The organism is Geomicrobium sp. JCM 19055 (assembly GCF_000698185.1).
Classification (GTDB): Bacteria; Bacillota; Bacilli; order Bacillales; family Marinococcaceae; genus Geomicrobium_A; species Geomicrobium_A sediminis.
This window is the reverse complement of the sequence record NZ_BAXL01000001.1, coordinates 290,359-306,753: the sequence shown is the minus strand read 5'-3', so window position 1 is coordinate 306,753 and position 16,395 is coordinate 290,359. Positions and strand designations below refer to the sequence as shown.

The 16,395-nt window shown below is 40.9% G+C and carries 22 protein-coding genes and 1 pseudogene; 16 read left to right on the top strand and 7 right to left on the bottom strand.

What is annotated here, in order from left to right; genetic code table 11:
• Positions 1-22 precede the first annotated feature (22 nt).
• The 3 genes from JCM19055_RS22305 to JCM19055_RS01615 are packed head-to-tail and all read right to left on the bottom strand — an operon-like array spanning position 23 to position 2,218.
• Positions 23-1,174, bottom strand: coding sequence for an S-layer homology domain-containing protein (locus tag JCM19055_RS22305; RefSeq protein ID WP_052365772.1), 1,152 nt, complete (start codon positions 1,172-1,174; stop codon positions 23-25).
• A complete protein-coding gene (locus tag JCM19055_RS01620; protein ID WP_042358234.1) occupies positions 1,141-1,959 on the bottom strand; it encodes a phosphodiester glycosidase family protein in 819 nt (272 codons plus the stop codon). Before JCM19055_RS01620 ends, JCM19055_RS22305 begins: the two co-directional genes overlap by 34 nt.
• A complete protein-coding gene (locus JCM19055_RS01615) occupies positions 1,943-2,218 on the bottom strand; it encodes a hypothetical protein (protein WP_042358233.1) in 276 nt (91 codons plus the stop codon). Before JCM19055_RS01615 ends, JCM19055_RS01620 begins: the two co-directional genes overlap by 17 nt.
• A 322-nt stretch (positions 2,219-2,540) precedes the next feature.
• Between JCM19055_RS01615 and JCM19055_RS22300 the strand changes: the two genes are divergently transcribed.
• The 13 genes and pseudogenes from JCM19055_RS22300 to JCM19055_RS01565 all read left to right on the top strand — a co-directional run bounded on the left by JCM19055_RS22300 (position 2,541) and on the right by JCM19055_RS01565 (position 10,734).
• Positions 2,541-2,894, top strand: coding sequence for a polysaccharide pyruvyl transferase family protein (locus JCM19055_RS22300; RefSeq protein WP_193745259.1), 354 nt, complete (start codon positions 2,541-2,543; stop codon positions 2,892-2,894).
• On the top strand, positions 2,827-3,717 hold the full coding sequence (locus tag JCM19055_RS22295; protein ID WP_081833355.1) for a polysaccharide pyruvyl transferase family protein: 891 nt from the start codon (positions 2,827-2,829) through the stop codon (positions 3,715-3,717). The genes JCM19055_RS22300 and JCM19055_RS22295 overlap by 68 nt, the downstream gene beginning before the upstream one ends.
• Positions 3,714-3,947, top strand: coding sequence for a hypothetical protein (locus JCM19055_RS01605; RefSeq protein WP_042358232.1), 234 nt, complete (start codon positions 3,714-3,716; stop codon positions 3,945-3,947). Before JCM19055_RS22295 ends, JCM19055_RS01605 begins: the two co-directional genes overlap by 4 nt.
• A 40-nt stretch (positions 3,948-3,987) precedes the next feature.
• A complete protein-coding gene (locus JCM19055_RS01600; protein WP_152549683.1) occupies positions 3,988-5,058 on the top strand; it encodes an O-antigen ligase in 1,071 nt (356 codons plus the stop codon).
• Positions 5,058-5,246 carry a hypothetical protein gene (locus JCM19055_RS28005; RefSeq protein WP_052365769.1) on the top strand — a complete coding sequence of 63 codons (189 nt, stop codon included), beginning with the start codon at positions 5,058-5,060 and terminating at the stop codon, positions 5,244-5,246. Before JCM19055_RS01600 ends, JCM19055_RS28005 begins: the two co-directional genes overlap by 1 nt.
• Positions 5,243-5,425 carry a glycosyltransferase gene (locus JCM19055_RS28000; protein ID WP_052365768.1) on the top strand — a complete coding sequence of 61 codons (183 nt, stop codon included), beginning with the start codon at positions 5,243-5,245 and terminating at the stop codon, positions 5,423-5,425. Before JCM19055_RS28005 ends, JCM19055_RS28000 begins: the two co-directional genes overlap by 4 nt.
• Positions 5,422-6,078, top strand: a complete 657-nt coding sequence (locus JCM19055_RS27995; RefSeq protein WP_052365767.1) for a glycosyltransferase family 4 protein — start codon at positions 5,422-5,424, stop codon at positions 6,076-6,078. Before JCM19055_RS28000 ends, JCM19055_RS27995 begins: the two co-directional genes overlap by 4 nt.
• A gap of 63 nt (positions 6,079-6,141) precedes the next feature.
• Complete coding sequence (gene pssD / locus JCM19055_RS01590; protein WP_042358230.1) at positions 6,142-6,609, top strand: PssD/Cps14F family polysaccharide biosynthesis glycosyltransferase; 468 nt, start codon at positions 6,142-6,144, stop codon at positions 6,607-6,609.
• Positions 6,606-7,082: a glycosyltransferase gene (locus JCM19055_RS01585; RefSeq protein WP_042358229.1), complete on the top strand. Its 477-nt coding sequence runs from the start codon at positions 6,606-6,608 to the stop codon at positions 7,080-7,082. Before pssD ends, JCM19055_RS01585 begins: the two co-directional genes overlap by 4 nt.
• 13 nt (positions 7,083-7,095) lie before the next feature.
• Positions 7,096-8,657 (top strand): annotated as a pseudogene (gene murJ / locus JCM19055_RS01575) (murein biosynthesis integral membrane protein MurJ).
• Positions 8,654-9,163, top strand: a complete 510-nt coding sequence (locus JCM19055_RS26070) for a UDP-glucose/GDP-mannose dehydrogenase family protein (RefSeq protein WP_152549681.1) — start codon at positions 8,654-8,656, stop codon at positions 9,161-9,163. The pseudogene murJ and the gene JCM19055_RS26070 overlap by 4 nt, the downstream one beginning before the upstream one ends.
• Before the next feature lie 45 nt (positions 9,164-9,208).
• Positions 9,209-9,964 (top strand): UDP-glucose/GDP-mannose dehydrogenase family protein, encoded by a 756-nt coding sequence (locus JCM19055_RS26065; protein ID WP_265181674.1) that lies wholly within the window; start codon positions 9,209-9,211, stop codon positions 9,962-9,964.
• A 26-nt stretch (positions 9,965-9,990) separates the two neighbouring features.
• Complete coding sequence (locus JCM19055_RS01565) at positions 9,991-10,734, top strand: S-layer homology domain-containing protein (RefSeq protein WP_042358226.1); 744 nt, start codon at positions 9,991-9,993, stop codon at positions 10,732-10,734.
• 37 nt (positions 10,735-10,771) lie between these two features.
• Here JCM19055_RS01565 and JCM19055_RS01560 read toward each other — a convergent pair whose 3' ends face one another.
• The 3 genes from JCM19055_RS01560 to JCM19055_RS01550 are packed head-to-tail and all read right to left on the bottom strand — an operon-like array spanning position 10,772 to position 12,382.
• Entirely contained in the window at positions 10,772-11,581 is an 810-nt protein-coding gene (locus tag JCM19055_RS01560; RefSeq protein WP_042358225.1) for a SpoIID/LytB domain-containing protein, read from the bottom strand.
• Between the two features lie 41 nt (positions 11,582-11,622).
• On the bottom strand, positions 11,623-12,147 hold the full coding sequence (locus JCM19055_RS01555) for a SpoIID/LytB domain-containing protein (protein ID WP_042358224.1): 525 nt from the start codon (positions 12,145-12,147) through the stop codon (positions 11,623-11,625).
• On the bottom strand, positions 12,137-12,382 hold the full coding sequence (locus tag JCM19055_RS01550) for a hypothetical protein (protein ID WP_052365766.1): 246 nt from the start codon (positions 12,380-12,382) through the stop codon (positions 12,137-12,139). The genes JCM19055_RS01555 and JCM19055_RS01550 overlap by 11 nt, the downstream gene beginning before the upstream one ends.
• Before the next feature lie 277 nt (positions 12,383-12,659).
• On the opposite strand from JCM19055_RS01550, the gene JCM19055_RS01545 reads away from it, so the two are divergent.
• From JCM19055_RS01545 to JCM19055_RS01535, 3 genes are all read left to right on the top strand, one after another.
• A complete protein-coding gene (locus JCM19055_RS01545; RefSeq protein WP_152549703.1) occupies positions 12,660-13,718 on the top strand; it encodes a glycosyltransferase family 4 protein in 1,059 nt (352 codons plus the stop codon).
• 127 nt (positions 13,719-13,845) lie between these two features.
• Positions 13,846-14,613 (top strand): polyphosphate polymerase domain-containing protein, encoded by a 768-nt coding sequence (locus JCM19055_RS01540; protein ID WP_081833354.1) that lies wholly within the window; start codon positions 13,846-13,848, stop codon positions 14,611-14,613.
• Positions 14,614-14,668: 55 nt separating this feature from the next.
• Positions 14,669-15,358 carry a DUF4956 domain-containing protein gene (locus JCM19055_RS01535; RefSeq protein ID WP_052365765.1) on the top strand — a complete coding sequence of 230 codons (690 nt, stop codon included), beginning with the start codon at positions 14,669-14,671 and terminating at the stop codon, positions 15,356-15,358.
• 36 nt (positions 15,359-15,394) lie between these two features.
• Here JCM19055_RS01535 and galU read toward each other — a convergent pair whose 3' ends face one another.
• On the bottom strand, positions 15,395-16,255 hold the full coding sequence (gene galU, locus JCM19055_RS01530) for a UTP--glucose-1-phosphate uridylyltransferase GalU (RefSeq protein ID WP_042358222.1): 861 nt from the start codon (positions 16,253-16,255) through the stop codon (positions 15,395-15,397).
• Between the last annotated feature and the right edge of the window lie 140 nt (positions 16,256-16,395).

The following is a 16,395-nucleotide window of genomic DNA, read 5'->3' as shown; positions in this document are numbered from 1 at the left end:
GAGTGGCGTATTTCTTCATTTCTTATTCTTCTAGATGATCGATCAGCCTTTTCATGAATGTTGCAAAGTGAGCCCTTGAAATCGGTTCATTTGGCCTGAATGTTCCATCTGAATAACCTGTTGTAATTCCTTTTGCTGCAAGAGCCTGAATGGCTTCATAAGGCTCATCGCTTGATTTAACATCAGAGAATGACGTGCTTACATCTCCAGCATCAAGGTCATATGCTCTCGTCAAAACCATAGCCATTTGACCACGTGTTAATGCAGAAGTAGGTCTGAACTTTCCAGTTGAGCGATTCCCTTGTACCCAGCCTTGTTCTGTTGCAATTGCAATTTCACTAAACGTCCCATGATCATCCGGAACGTCTACATAATTAGGATTCGGTGCTGCCTGACCTTCAAGGTCAAACTCCCTAACGAGGACAGACGCTACGTGTTGTCTTAACACATTTTGATTTGGACGGAAATCTCCGTTCGGATAACCCCTAAAGAAGCCTCGCTCCACTCCAAATAGAATCTCTTCATAATAAGCATGATTAGTTTGTACATCATTAAAAGGAGAAGCTTCCGTCACTGTAACTGGCACCTTCTTCTCTGCCTTACCAATGGTTATAATGACTTCGCCGTCTCCAGCATTCGTGGCATGGAAACGACCGCGACTATCGATTCGGCCTACGTTCCCTACAACTTCTTTTTCGACTTGTAATCCGTCATAACGAATTTCATTCCCATTAGAATCTTTTGGCTTTACATCGAGATTCGTTCGCCCATCCACAGAAGTCGTAATCGATGTTGGCAACCCAAAATCATGAATCGTATCCGTTGCAGAGATCGGTCTTCTTGCAATTTGGCTACCTTCAACTGAATAAGAAATCCCACCTGAGCCAACGTTTTGGACCGTTACTTGCCCATTTAATACTTCTCCTACTGAAGCGCTCACCCTTAATTCACCATTCGCTTCGTCACTAGAGACTTTCTGTCCAATTCCATTTAACACGTCAACAGAAACAGGAAATGTTGAACCAACGAGAAATTGGTTTCCACTTCCAAAACTTATACTCGCTTGCACAGGCACAGAAAGATCTCCTGTATACCCAACAAGGAGCGCTGATGGAACTGGACGCAACCAGCCTGTACGATTTAGAGCACGTAAATTATTGTCTTGTCTACCCACGAGTGTAGAGACCCACCACCATCAAAATTCAATGCCGAATGCGCACCTAAATTCTTCATATGTTCAGCTAACTGCAACATGTTCATGTTTCGTGTCGTCACCATAAACACTTCTTGTCCATCGCGACTTACTCCGACAGCTGCACGCTCTGTAACTTGTTGCGCACGCCAAGAATTAAGATCCATGCTAACGTCTACTTGGCCGTTTCTAACGAGTTGTGGACCACTCCCTAGCATTAACTCGGCGTCGCGCCATTTCGAGTCAATCGACGCTTCAATTCTCACAGAATCTCCAGGACTTAAATGACGTAAGTGATCTGCACCATCTCCGTGACCTGATAAAACAAAACCTGTACTAGGAATTCGACTATTACCAGGTTGACCGTATGAGCCTACGGTTTCTACTGTGCCTTCAATTACTTCACCAAATCCGAAATTTTGTACAGCATCTCGATCCGCACCTCTAACAACAACCTCCACACCATACTCATTCGTTCCTGTTCGTTCACGAACAAATTGAGGTGTATATAAACTAACAGAGTTTGCCGAACGTTCAGCATTCATATTATGTATCGAGAATTCTCGACTTCCACTACTCGCTCGTAACCGACTATCGAAACGGTCAATCATTGCCGTCCCGTCACTCATGACCCCAAAAGCAATCGGATGTTGACGATAATGACTACTGTCTGGTGAGTTTCTGCCGTAATTAATAATTTTGTTATGATCTGTAATTAAGCTAAATGACGGTTGATCGCGGTGATTCATATCAAAAAAACGTTGCATTCACGGCACCTACAACAGCAAAACCGTCCCTTGATGCACGTTCTGCATGCGACAGTGTGGATGTTAACTGGTTCAAAGGTTGCGAATAGGATATGCCCATCTTCGTATGAACATCATTAAGATTGACTTTTAAATGATGATTCCCCTGACTACTTTCATGGTTGACTCCCGTTGAAAATGACTGTGCTCCTGCATCCGCAATCATTAATGGTCCTACTATTGCACATACTCCAAGTGCTCGCAACAACCGTTTCCCCACGACAAAAACCCCACCTTTTTTTCATAGTATAATAGGTGTAGCTTAAGTGAAAGTCATTAAACTGTCAATACTTGGAGAATAATGCAAATTAGCGTCTAATGCCTGCTATATTAGAAGGTTTGTGTAACGTTGCAGTGCGAATAACGTTGGTATGAGTAGAAAGATACGAATAATTGTCGGAACCAAACGAAATCACCTATCGATTTTGTAGGTCACGGTGTATAATGAAAGCATTGTGCTTGTTTCTAAGAAGCAAGTATAGGAGTTTGTTTTTGTGAGGTGAATGGCATGCGCTCTACGTGTAGAGGCGCAGCTTCTATATATGAGAGTTGGGATTATTGGAAATTACGGACATAACAACAATGGAGATGAAGCGATTCTTCTCGGTATACTTTCGCAACTCGAAGTGATTGGGATACCTAAAGAAGAAGTCGTCGTATTTAGCAACCATCCAGCCATAACCACTAAACAGTATAACGTAAAGGCCGTTCCGCTCGTAATAAAGAAAGGAACAGCTGCAAGTTCAGCGATTGCTACGATTAAAGCTGCTAAACATATAATGAAAGATTTGGAACTCGTCATCATTGGCGGTGGTGGATTGTTGATGGATATGTACCGAAGAGACGCGCCTTTGTATAGCATGCTCGGTACGACCGCCAAAAAAATGCGGCTGTAAACTTATCATTCATTCTGTAGGTGCAGGACCTATTCGAACGGTAGTCGGGAAGTTTTTCTTAAAAAGACTCGTGAATGCAGCTGATCACGTGAGTGTTCGTGATGTACCTTCACAACAACTGATTGCTTCTATTTCAAACAGAAAAGATATTAAAGTCGTTGCAGACCCAGCATTTGCAATTCCAATGCCACCTAAACGAAAACATACCGAACGCCTCACTAAAATTGGGATGACAGCAGCTCCTTATTACAGTCAACAGTATTGGCCCGTACATGATGAAACTAAGTACCAACAATACATTCAAGGAATGGCTTTTGCTGCTGACCAACTCATTGAAACGCATGATGCAACTATCACTTTCTTCTCAACAAAATATCCACAAGACATTGAAGTAAGTAAAGATATTCAAGCGTTGATGACCCATCAAGAACGGACAACGATTATTGATCAACAGCTACTTCCACATGACATCATGCGTGTCTCCTCTGAACAAGACTTAATTATTGGCACGAGGCTTCACTCTTTAATATTATCTGTGACGGTAGGAACGCCTGTAATTGGTGTTGAGTATCATCATAAAGTTCGCCACTTTATGGAATCGATTGATGAAAGTTCCTTTAGCTTAGAGATTGGCAAGCACGGTAATGGCATCGTGACACTCATCAATGATATACAGAGCCATTGGAATGAAACGCAACAAAGGGTTGCTCACAAATCCAGCAAATTGCACCGTGAATCGTTTAAGAGTCTGGAAAATATCGAATGGTTATACGACCATTCCGTACAAAAACGTCAAGAAAGTGATGGTGGACAACCCTCATGAACATCTTTGCTTATCCGAAAGAAAAAGCCAATCGACTCGCTTTGACAGGTGTCCTATTACTCGTTTTTTGGACGACGATTAACCTACTTTTCACACGAGTATGGTCAATTTTCCCTGGAGTCGTTGGCTATCTAGGTGAAGCATTACTCGTCGCCCTTCTCGGGTATGTTCTTTTTCACCCTGAACTCGGTCGTAAACATATTTGGACGAAGTTAAAAAAACCCGATTAATTTTAGCTTCCTTTTGTTCGTTGCTTTTGCATTTGTAAGTATGTTTTTAAATAACGTTCCATTTGCACAAGGAATTTTTGGGCTAAGAGCATTGTTCCAATTCGTACTACTTGTCATCATCGTACTTATGCTCGATATTCCAACAACTTGGGTAAAGAAATTATTCTATTTAATTATCGGAATGGCGTTTGTGCAATCCGTTGTTGGGATCTTCCAAGTGATTCTGGGCATCCCGCTGCCACTACATAATATGGAAGAGCGAAGAAGTGTTGCGATTGGTGAGGAAATTCGTGCATTCGGCTTTATGGATTCAAGTAACACGCTAGCAGGATTCTTACTCGTTGCTGTACTTCTAATCGTTTTATATCTCTTTATGTACCGAGCAGAAGTACCTAAAAAGCATAAAGTTATCCTCTTATCGATGCTTGCGGTTATGCTACTAGCTTTAACGCTTACATTCTCCAGACAGGCATTTTTGGCTTTAATTGGTTGCCTAGGTTTAATTGGTCTTTTATTCCGTCACAACAAAACCTTCCGAATCATGCTGATCACATCAGTGGGACTCGGTGTACTGTTTGTCATCGGTTATGGGCTCGCTCTACTCTTCTTAGAAGGGTTTGCTCAGCGTAACTTTTACACGTTTGATTTTGAGCGGAACTATCGTGTTTTAATGGCACTGGCTGGTTTACAAGTGTTTATGTTCAGTCCAGTAATCGGCGTTGGACCAGGAATGTTTGGAAGTAACGCTGCATTTGTCTTTGACTCACCGTTCCACCAATTCATGTATGATATGTTACCGGTACTGATGACGACGGTCGATAACAATGCCCTTGCAGTGTTTGTGGAATATGGCGTCATTGGAACGGTACTATTCCTATTCTTATTCTGGTCCATATTCAGGTGGATGTTTAAGTTGTCTGACAGTGTAAACCCTGCTGTACGATGGTTATCCGTATTCGTTATTACGTACGGAATTGCCTTCTTGCTGATGGGCCTACTCTCAACGGCTTGGGAAAACCATCCGTTGTCGATCTTCTTCTGGCTTTTCTTAGGAATCGTCCTAAATTGGCACCAGAATAACAAGCACTTAACAAAGGAGGAAAGCGTCTAATGCGTGTACTCGTCATTAGTAATATGTACCCTGCCCCGCAAGCTCCGACATTTGGTATTTTTGTCCGGAACCAAGTGGAGCAATTACAGGCACATGAACTTGACATCACCGTTGCCGCAATTCGTGATCCTCGAAATGGAAAAGCGAATGTCTTAAAGAAATACGCACGTTGGTACTTGGGACGATGACGCGTTTTTCTACTCGTTATGATTTAGTCCACGCTCATTATGCGTTTCCTTCTGGCTGGTTAGCGAAGTTGTACTCGAAAATTCGTCGAGTCCCTTATATCGTCACCGTACACGGTGGCGATTTAAACAAAATGGCTAAAAAGGGAGCATTTTCAAGAAGCAAACGAAAAGCATCTTGAAAAATGCTGCCCATGTCATCGCTGTTGGACCCGCGCTTTACGAAGAAATCATTCAAGAGTACGGCGTTTCAGAAGATCGTGTTTCTTTGATAAACATGGGTGTGAACCGCAACGTCTTCCATCAAAGAACCGATGTTCCTTCTCCGTTTGATCAAGAGAAAAAACACATTCTTTTTGCTGGGAACATCATTAAGCAAAAAGGAATTGTAGAACTTATTCGTGCCTTTCAACAATTGCATGAAGACGACCAACAGTTACAATTGCATCTCGTTGGTTCTTTCCAATCGGATGCATTTAAGAGCGAAGTGGAAAACTTAATTGAAACACTTCACTTACCTAAAGAAGCCGTCCTCTTCCATGGACCTAAGTCCCAAGATGAGCTCGCCATTCATATGACTTATGCCGATGTATTTGTACTCCCTTCTCATATTGAAGGCTTTGGTCTGGTTGTTCTTGAATCTATGTCTTGTGGAACGCCTGTCGTTGCTAGTAACGTTGGCGGACTCCCTTCGCTTTTAAGCGATGAAGCTGGTGTACTCGTAGAACCAGAACAGCCTGAAAGCTTAAAACGTGGCATAGACGCTGTCTTATATGATGAATCACTTCGCAAACAGCTCGTTCAAGCAGGGTACAAAAAAAGCAGATGCGAATGAAACCGAAAAGATCATCGCACGAATCATGACGATCTACAACGATACAACAAAGAGGGATGTTTCATGAAAAGAGTCCTTTTTATTTCATCGGTTGGCGGACATCTGACACAACTGATGCAATTACAACCACTAATGAACGAATACGAATCACATATGATTACCGAAAAGACAGAAGTTACGAAAGCGCTTAAGAAAGATCATCCGAATTTATCCTTTCTTGTCTATGGTGCTCGTAATTACCCAGTTCGCTATCTCTTCAAATTCTCGTTTAACATCATCAAGTCACTCGTTCTATTTCTAAAACTGCGACCTGAGGTTGTCGTAACAACAGGTACACACACTGCGGTCCCGATGTGTTACATCGCAAAGTTGTTTCGAAAGAAAGTCATTTACATTGAGAGCTTTGCGAAAACCGACTCTCCTACGTTATCAGGAAGAATGATTTATCCAATCGCAGATTTGTTTATCGTACAGTGGAAAACGATGTTAAAGCATTATCCAAAAGCAAAGTACGGGGGGTCTATCTATTGATACTCGTCGTTTTAGGTACACAAGAACTTCCATTCACTCGTCTTTTAGAACAAGTCAATAACCTGAAAGAAAAAGGTGTAATCGAAGAAGAAATTATCGTCCAAAACGGACATACGCCCGCCGACCAATTCGCGCATTTAAACGCAACACCATTTTTCTCTTATGATGAAATGAGCGAGCTGTATGATCAGGCGAGCGTCATTATCTCTCACGGAGGGACAGGCTCGTTAATTACAGGCATCAAGAAAAACAAACCTGTAATTGCCGTTGCGCGTCTCTCACAGCATGGTGAGCATAATGATGATCACCAAACTGAAATTGTTGCTCAATTTAAAGAAACTGAACATATTATTGCAAGCGATAGTCTCGAAGAAGATATCAAACGCGCCTTTGCTGGGTTTAAGCCGGCACCGTACGAAAGCGGACAAACGCAAATTATTACGATGATTCGTAACTACATTAACAACATCTAATCACTACTCCTTAATGAAAGGCCTGAGAACTATGAAGGGAAAGCACATTATAGCGATAATTGGTGCAGTTACGATCATTAATTTGGTCTCGCGCTTAATTGGCTACTTCCGAGAAATGCTCGTTGCGTATCAATTCGGTTTTAGCTTTCAAGCAGATAGTATTGCGACTGCATACACGATCCCTAACTTTCTTTACATCGTTCTCGGAGGAGCCTTAACGAGTGCATTCGTTTCTGTCTATAGCAAAATAGAAGATCCAGAACGTAAAAAAAACAATATTTAAGAAGTATGTTCGGCTGGTTATCGCTTAGCATGATCTTACTTACGCTACTATTTATAGGAACATCGGAATTACTCATTCCATTCTTATTCCAAGACCAAGCAGAAACCATTTCTTTATCCGTAAACTTATTTATGATTATGGCTCCTGCTATTTTCTTCTTAATCCTTTCAATGTGGCTGCAAGGATTACTGAACGTGAATGACAAATTTTCCATCGCTGCACTGTCAACGTTAATTATGAACGGTGCGTTTGTTGCGATTGCCTTTGTATTCTACCCAAGCTTATCTTCTTACGCACATGCGTATGGCGCTTCAATTAGTGCGTTTTTAATGTTTGCCTTTCTTGTTGCGTTTATTTGGTACAAAGGATATTTCAACTTCAGACCTAGCCTAGAAACTACACCAGAGGTTTGGCGAACGTTCCGACTCACCATTCCGATTATGCTCGGAGGAGCAACGTTACAGTTGTACTTCCTTATCTACCGCATCTTTGGTGCACATATCGGTGAAGGTACGATCGCAGCATTGAATCTAACATCCAAATTCGTGCAACTTCCACAAACCGTTTTAATGTTAGCTGTTACCGCCGTTATCTTTCCAATGTTAGCGCGAAAGGTTGCTGCGAGCGAACATGAAACGGTTGCTAAGATTCACGGTCAAGGCTTACGGTTAATGGCATTGGTCATCATTCCTGTTACTGTATTTATCGTCGTCTATGCAAAGGACATCATCATTACACTGTTTGAGTACCAAGATTTCACACGAGAAGATACGCTCGTCGCTACTCCTCTGTTACAGATTTTTGTGATCGGTATGTTTTTCCATGCAGCAAATGTATACATAACGAGGTTTTATTATGCTTATGAGCGTTCGATGTATCCACTCATCGTCAGCCTAATTTCAGTACTAGCCATTAACATTTCACTTAGCTATGTTCTGATTGGTCCAATGGGAGCTGAAGGATTGGCATGGGCCATGACCATCAGTGCAGGGATTAACTTCATCTTACTTTTAGTAGGTGTAAACAATGTGCTAAAATGGCAAAGAAAAGCTCCGACAGAGATGAAAGAACAACTTGTAGGCTTCATAAAGTTACTGGTTATGTCAGCCATCATTGGCTTAATTCTTTATGGCATGAACCACTACTTGATTGATACGTACCCACTTGTTGACATCTTGATCGGTGGTTTCGTTTTTGCAGTATTATTTATTGGCTTATTGTATGCCTTACGTTTTCAAGAACGAAAAGATATTCAAAAGTTATTAAAACGGAAAGTTGGAGATGACCGATGAAACTGACCATCGTTGGTACAGGCTATGTCGGCCTCGTTTCAGGGGTTTGTTTTTCTGAACTTGGACATGAAGTCGTATGTATAGATAAGATGGAAGATAAAGTAGCACAATTACGCTCAGGAAAGAGCCCTATTTATGAACCTGGTCTCGAAGAACTTTTACAAAAGAACATTCAGTCAGGTCGTCTAACCTTTGACACTGATTTATCTGCAAGTGCGCCTTCAAGCGATGTGATCATGATTGCTGTGGGAACGCCTCAAGCAGAGGACGGCTCTGCAGATATGAAGTACGTACACACGGTTGCAAAAGAAATCGGGCAAGCACTTCCTTCTACAGGGCAGTACGTGGTTGTCAATAAATCTACTGTTCCTGTAGGAACTGCTGATCAAGTCAAAGAAATTATTCATAACATGAATGAAGATATTGATGTTGCGGTTTGTTCAGTGCCAGAGTTTCTTCGTGAAGGCTCCGCTGTTAAAGATACGATGAACCAGATCGCATCGTGATTGGCACGAGCATTCCTTGGGCTAAAGTCCGTCTCGTACAATTACATGAAAAGCTCGCAACTGAAGATAAGATTGTGTTTACAAACGAAAAAAAGTGCTGAAATGATTAAATACGCGGCAAATTCATTTTTAGCGACGAAAATTTCCTTTATTAATGAAATGGCAAACATAAGTGAACATGTCGGTGCGAATATTGACGATGTCGTTCGAGGCATTGGTTCAGACCGACGAATCAGTCCACATTTCTTAAATGCAGGTCTTGGTTACGGCGGTTCTTGCTTCCCTAAAGATGTGAAAGCACTTGTTAATATGGCAGAGACTCATGATTACGAACCTCAAATGCTCCATGCGGCAGATCGTATTAATGAACGGCAACGATTCAAGCCGTTAGAACAACTTTTAAAGAAGTTCAATGGATCGATTGAGGGGAAACAAATCGCAGTTTTAGGTCTTGCTTTCAAACCGAATACAGACGATATGCGCTATGCACCTTCTATAGATATTATTCATGAACTCGTTAAAGCTGGTTCTATAGTATGTGCTCATGACCCAATTGCCCAAAATGCAGCCAAGCCTTTTTTACCAAATAATGTTACACTAGTAGAAACGATGGAAGAAACGTATGCACATGCAGATGCAGTTATTTTGATTACCGAATGGGCAGAGTATAAAGCAATAAACCCTACAGATCTTCTTGCACAGATGCGAGGAAACTTTGTTATTGATGGTCGAAATGCTTTTGATGCTGACGCATACAAAAATGCTGGTATTGATTATTACGGAATCGGACGTAATTCATAATACTAGCGCCATTTAGGAGGGAAATCATGAAAGCACATTACAAACTTCTTGCGCTTACAGGTTCCCTGCTTATGCTTTACGGTTGTTCATCTTCTGCAACAGCAGATGAACAGCCTGAAGCAGCTGGTGATAGCTGGGTCAATAGTGAGATTCGTGAACTTGACTCAAAAGTAACCGAAGCAGAGGCGCGCACCGAGCAATTATCTCAAGACATTGCAATGATCTCTGAAGGACGAAGTTTTTCTGATGTTTCAATTGACCATTTTGCTTTTGATGAGATTGAATACTTAACATCTAAGGAAATTATTAATGGATTTCCAAACGGCACATTTAGACCCTCTCAATACATAACTAGAAGTCAAACGGCATCCATGATTGTACGTCACCTTAATTTAACCTCACCAGACGATTATGAAATTCAAGTAACGGATATTGACTCTGGCCATCACAATTATGACAATTTAAAAGCTGCTGAATATCACGGCATTATGACCGGGAACTCTGGTAGAATGAACGATACAGCTTATTTGACTCGTGCTCAAATGGCTCTTGTATTAACACGTGCTTATCCAGAAGAAATTCCTGAGACCGACAATCGTCATTCATTTACAGATCTTTCAGAAGGCTCATTTAGTTATGATGAAGCTAATCGACTCGCTGATGTTGGCATAACAACTGAAGTTAATCGCGCTTATCGGCCATTTGAACATACAAATCGTGCGCAATTTTCACTCTTTCTTTCTCGTACCATCAATGAAGATTATCGCTAATAAAAGAGCAGTTGAGATTTCACTCAACTGCTCTTTCTTATCTTCGTTCAATCCGAATATCTGTATAGTAATGTTGCAGAATATCTGTGTAGGAATAGCCTTGTTGTGCCATCGTTGCTGCACCCCATTGACTCATTCCAAGTCCGTGTCCCCAGCCATTCCCATTAAACACGACAGTATCACTACTAGGCCTAATTACCTCGACACCATTCGCTGTTCGTACTTGCATTTGGTTACTTCGAAGTGTAATCGTTTGTTCCCCTGGAAGTGCCATCTCTGCCCCATTTAACTCAACAGAGCTTGTCCCTCCGCCAGGTAGGCGAACTCTCGCATCTTGATCTGGAAATTCAACATCGAACTTTGTACTATTTAATGACTGACCAAGCGACCAACGTATTGAATCAGACGATCCATTCGCACTAGGAATTCGAACGGTATCGACTCGACCACTCGGACTCATTCCGGTCACCGTCATGCTTTGAACACGACCTGCCCGACTCTTACTTTCAATCGTAATGTCCGTTGCCGTCCATCCTCTTTCAAAAACCGCCTCACCGATCTGAGAGCGTGTCATTGTCGTTGTCCAAGAATGACGACTGTTACCTGGGTTGTTATCGTATGGATCTTCTACTGCACGAATGTACGGAACAGCATTTAACCAGACGTTTTCACTATCATCAGTATAACCACCAGAACTTGAATGATAGAACGCAGTAATCAAATTGCCATTATGTGTTGCATAACGACCTTTCGTTTCATCGACAGCACGGTTTGTATTTGGATGCTCTGCCGTCTTCCCTGCATACACTTGGTCCGTCGTGGTATCGACTAAATACCCTTTTGACATGTTTAGCTTCGCATAGTTTCTAGCTGCGACGGATTGAGCCTTTAAGCTTCAATTGGCCAACTAGCGATTGCCTCTCTCGGTACAACTCCTTTAAGATAATCCTCAATCCCTAATTCGTTATGTAATCTTGGACGACGATCATTCTCATTGACTCTCACAGACATCGAACCACGATATGTATTGCTCGTATAACTCGCAGCCCCTGCAACTCTCACTTGATTCACAACAACTGAATTCCCAGAACTTGGGGTACGTTCTTCAAGTCGAAAACCACGACCTGAATAGATGTATGAGTTGTTCAAATCTGATCGTACACCAATCGCATTGCTCGTTCTAGAGTAACGAAACTCTAACGATCCACGATAATCAACTGATCTACCATTATCGACATTAACGAGCCGATAAGATCCCGTTGGTGTTAATTTAAACGTTTCAGGTACGACAAGTCGAACGTTTACTTGATCATCGTAAGACGCTGCATTCGCCTTAAAATCAGAGAAAGTGAAAAAGCCAGTAAGGACAAAAAGAAAAGCGAGAATTCCTTTGGTAACTTTTCTAAGTTTCATAGATTTTATTCACTCTTTCTAACGGTTTTTTTAACGCTTCTACTTCTGATTCTAAACGGTCAATTTCAGACTCTAAGTTCGTCAATCGCTCACTATAAGGCGCGAGTTGTTCTAATACCCAATCAACACTTGCCACTACTGGTTGAGAATTTGCAATTGCATCATTCTTCAGCAATAAGCTCCCAGAACTAACCATCACAACAACAATTGCACTAGTGATGAATAATTTCTTCACGATAAAGACCCCCACATATAACTAAGATGTGAAAATTATACCAAATTCAAACAAACAGTGATAGGACTTCCGCATTGTTTCTACAAACTTATACAAAATACACGAATATATTTTGACAATCGATTATGTAAATGTATAAAAAAGTCGTGATCGCTAAGAAAACTATGCTATAATCTTATGAGGTTTAATGTGCACTATAATGACAAAGAAATACCGATATTTACTATAAATGTTGTACGCTAATTTTGCAGAAGGTACTAAGGGAGGTTTCGTTATGATCACTGCAATTTCCTTAATTGTATGTTTTATTATAGCGCTTGCCGTAACACCGATTATTAAGCGATTTGCGATTAAGATTGGTGCCACTGATCAACCAAATGATCGTAAAGTGCACCAAAAAGTGATGGCTCGAATCGGTGGTCTTGCAATTTTCATTGCATTTATTGCAGGGATCTTTATTACGCAAGCACATACGCATGAATTCTTTTATCCGATCTTAATCGGTGCGTTTATCATTACATTGACAGGGTTTCTTGACGACCTCTTTGAACTTTCTGCAAAATGGAAGTTACTAGGACAAATTGCCGCCGCTTCTGCCGTCGTGATTGGCGGAGTGCATGTTGAATTTATTAACTTACCTTTTGATATGCAGTGGGAACTTGGTTGGCTTAGCATTCCTCTAACGATGATTTGGATCATCGGTGTTACGAATGCGATCAACTTAATCGATGGTCTAGATGGTCTAGCTGCAGGAGTATCATCCATTGTTCTTGCTACAATTACTGTCGTTGCAATTATCGATTCAAACGTATTCGTAATGGCTTTAGGAGCCGTAATGCTCGGAAGTACACTAGGCTTTCTCGTTCACAACTTTAACCCGGCTAAGATCTTTATGGGAGATACGGGTGCATTGTTTTTAGGGTTTATGATTAGTGTTATTGCCTTGCTTGGATTTAAGAACATTACCGTATTTTCACTTCTCATCCCAGTCGTTATGCTTGCCGTCCCAATTTCGGATACACTGTTTGCGATTATTAGACGGATCGTGAATAAGAAGCCGATCTCAATTGCTGATAAATCTCACTTACATCATTGTCTCCTCAATCTTGGATATAGTCATAAGCAGACTGTATTAATCATTTACGCGATGAGTGCACTGTTCGGTATTGCCGCGATCGTACTCACAATGTCAACTTTATGGGTAACCGTATTGATTGTTTTAGCATTGCTGATCTTGATTGAATTGTTCGCTGAGAAAGTGGGACTTGTAGGTAAAGAGTTCAGGCCGTTTATGAAGTTCTTTACGCGAATCGGAGACAACATAACGAGACGCTAACTAGCAAATTCTCCCCTTTGCTCATGAGTGAAGGGGATTTTTTCAGAATTAGACATTGCAAAGGACAACCGCTTTTACACATGATATAATAGCGGTTGAATCGTTATTTTGAGGTGGTGAACACAGGTTGGAAGCATTAGAAATATTCCAGCGCTATGAACTGAAATATTTGATCCCCTACTCCACTTACGAGGAAATTACTTCCCTATTACAAAAACGCATGAAGTTCGACCCTTATGGAGATGAACAAGGTTGTTATAACATCGTTAGCCTTTATTTTGATTCTGACGATGACAAAATATACAATGAAACGCGCAATAACTTGAACTTTAGACAGAAACTTCGTTTAAGGGTTTATGGGGACTCTGATTTAAACAGCACTTCATTCTTAGAAATTAAACAAAAGTACAATCGAGTGGTAAACAAACGACGTACGTTAATTACGCTTAAAGATGCGTATGATTATGTTTACAACAACGCTAACAATCGCGAAAACTACAACGTTTCTAATCCGCAAATCTTAGGTGAGGTTTCAGCATTTAGCTCATTATATGAACTAAAACCTTCTGTTGTCGTCAGTTACGACCGTCAAGCATTAGCAGGTATAGATGAACCCGATCTACGTGTTACGTTTGACTTTAATTTAATGACGCGCAGCGATAATCTTCAAATTGAAGACGGCCCTGATGGTGATTTGTTTGTAGATCCGAATATGGTCATTATGGAAGTGAAAGTGTCTAATAGTGTGCCGTTTTGGTTGTCACGTATGTTAAGTGATTACGAATGTGAGCGTAAATCCGTATCGAAGTTTTGCACATGTATTGATATTTCGAACGGTGTCATGAAACCATACACTCGTAATCCAGTTGTTGAACCTGTGGGCACCTTGCTATAGTAAGGTCCCTCGGTTCTAAGAATGAAAATCTTCACACTGATCAAGGAGAATTTGAATGGATAGTTTTTTACAAGAACTTCGTAACTTAACCGACATGACGACCCAGTCATCAATCATCGATGGGTTTATGGCAATTGCACTTACCTTTGTTCTTTCAATGATCATTACCTTCTTATATCAGAAAACACATAAAGGCTCTCGATATGCGCAATCATTCATACATACGATTGTAATTATGTCTATCGTTGTTTCGGTTATCATGATTGTAATCGGCAATAACATTGCTGTTGCATTCGGTTTAGTCGGGGCATTTTCAATCATTCGTTTCCGTTCAGCAATGAATGATCCGAAAGACATTGCCTTTATATTCTTCGGTATGGCTACTGGTATTGCTTCAGGTCTTGGGTTTTACTTGCTCGCAGTACTCTTCACAATTACTTTATCAATCATTATTTACTTCTTATATGTAATTGATTACGGTGGTGGTCAATCTGTACAGAAGCGAATGAGAATTACAATTCCCGAGAACATGCATTATGAGAATGTATTTGATGAGACATTCAATACGTATTTGCACGATCATAAACTAATGACTGTCGAAACGACAAACTTAGGAACGATGTATCAGCTCACTTACATGATTACTCCAAAAGACGGTACGTCTGATAAAGACATCATTGATTCCATACGCCAGTTAAATGCAAACTTAAAAGTTTCTATCGGTATGGCAAATCCTGATTACTAAAAAAACCGAAGCCCCTATTTGTGGCTTCGGTTTTTTCTATAGTTTTAAATCACGCAAGTAATTCGTAAGGTCTTCTCGATAATCTTCTCGCTCTAAAGCAAAATCAATGGTCGCTTGTAAAAACCCTAATTTATCCCCAACATCATAACGTTTGCCATCGAATTGGTAAGCAAGAACTTCTTGAATTTTGACGAGTTCTCGAATTGCATCCGTTAATTGAATTTCATTTCCTGCACCTGGGGCGATCGTATCGAGAATTGGCATAATCTCCGGTGTTAACACGTAACGTCCCATAATTGCCATGTTTGATGGTGCTTCTTCTACTTTTGGCTTTTCCACGAGATCTGTCACATTCACAACTTCTCCCGATTCTTGTGACGAAACAATTCCGTAACTAGAAACCTTATGGTCAGGCACTTGTTGAACACCTAAGACCGAGCGCTCTTGTTCTTCATAGATCTCCATCAATTGCTGTAAACAAGGTGTGTTGGAACGGACAATGTCGTCTCCGAGCATGACAGCAAATGGTTCATCTCCAATAAATGTTCGAGCGCAAGCGATGGCATGTCCAAGCCCTCTAGGTTCCTTTTGTCTGACGTAGTGAATTGAAGCCATGTTTGAGATCTTCTTCACTTCTTCAAGTCGATCGTACTTCCCTGTACGTTCTAGCGTTTGTTCCAATTCATAAGAAACATCAAAGTGATCTTCAATGGCACGTTTTCCACGTCCACTAATGATTAAGATATCCTCTATACCAGATTCAATCGCCTCTTCTACTATGTACTGAATCGTTGGCTTGTCAACAACAGGGAGCATTTCTTTCGGTAAAGCTTTCGTAGCTGGCAAAAATCGAGTACCGAGTCCAGCTGCAGGAATAACTGCCTTTTTAACTTTCATTGATCTTCTCCTTCCACACGTGAAGCATGTATGAACAGTATAGCACAGCGAACTTACTAGAAAAATTAAGGAGTATAAAAATCATTTTGTCGAAATATTTTATAATAATTAAAATAATGGGGATAGTATAACTACAGGTC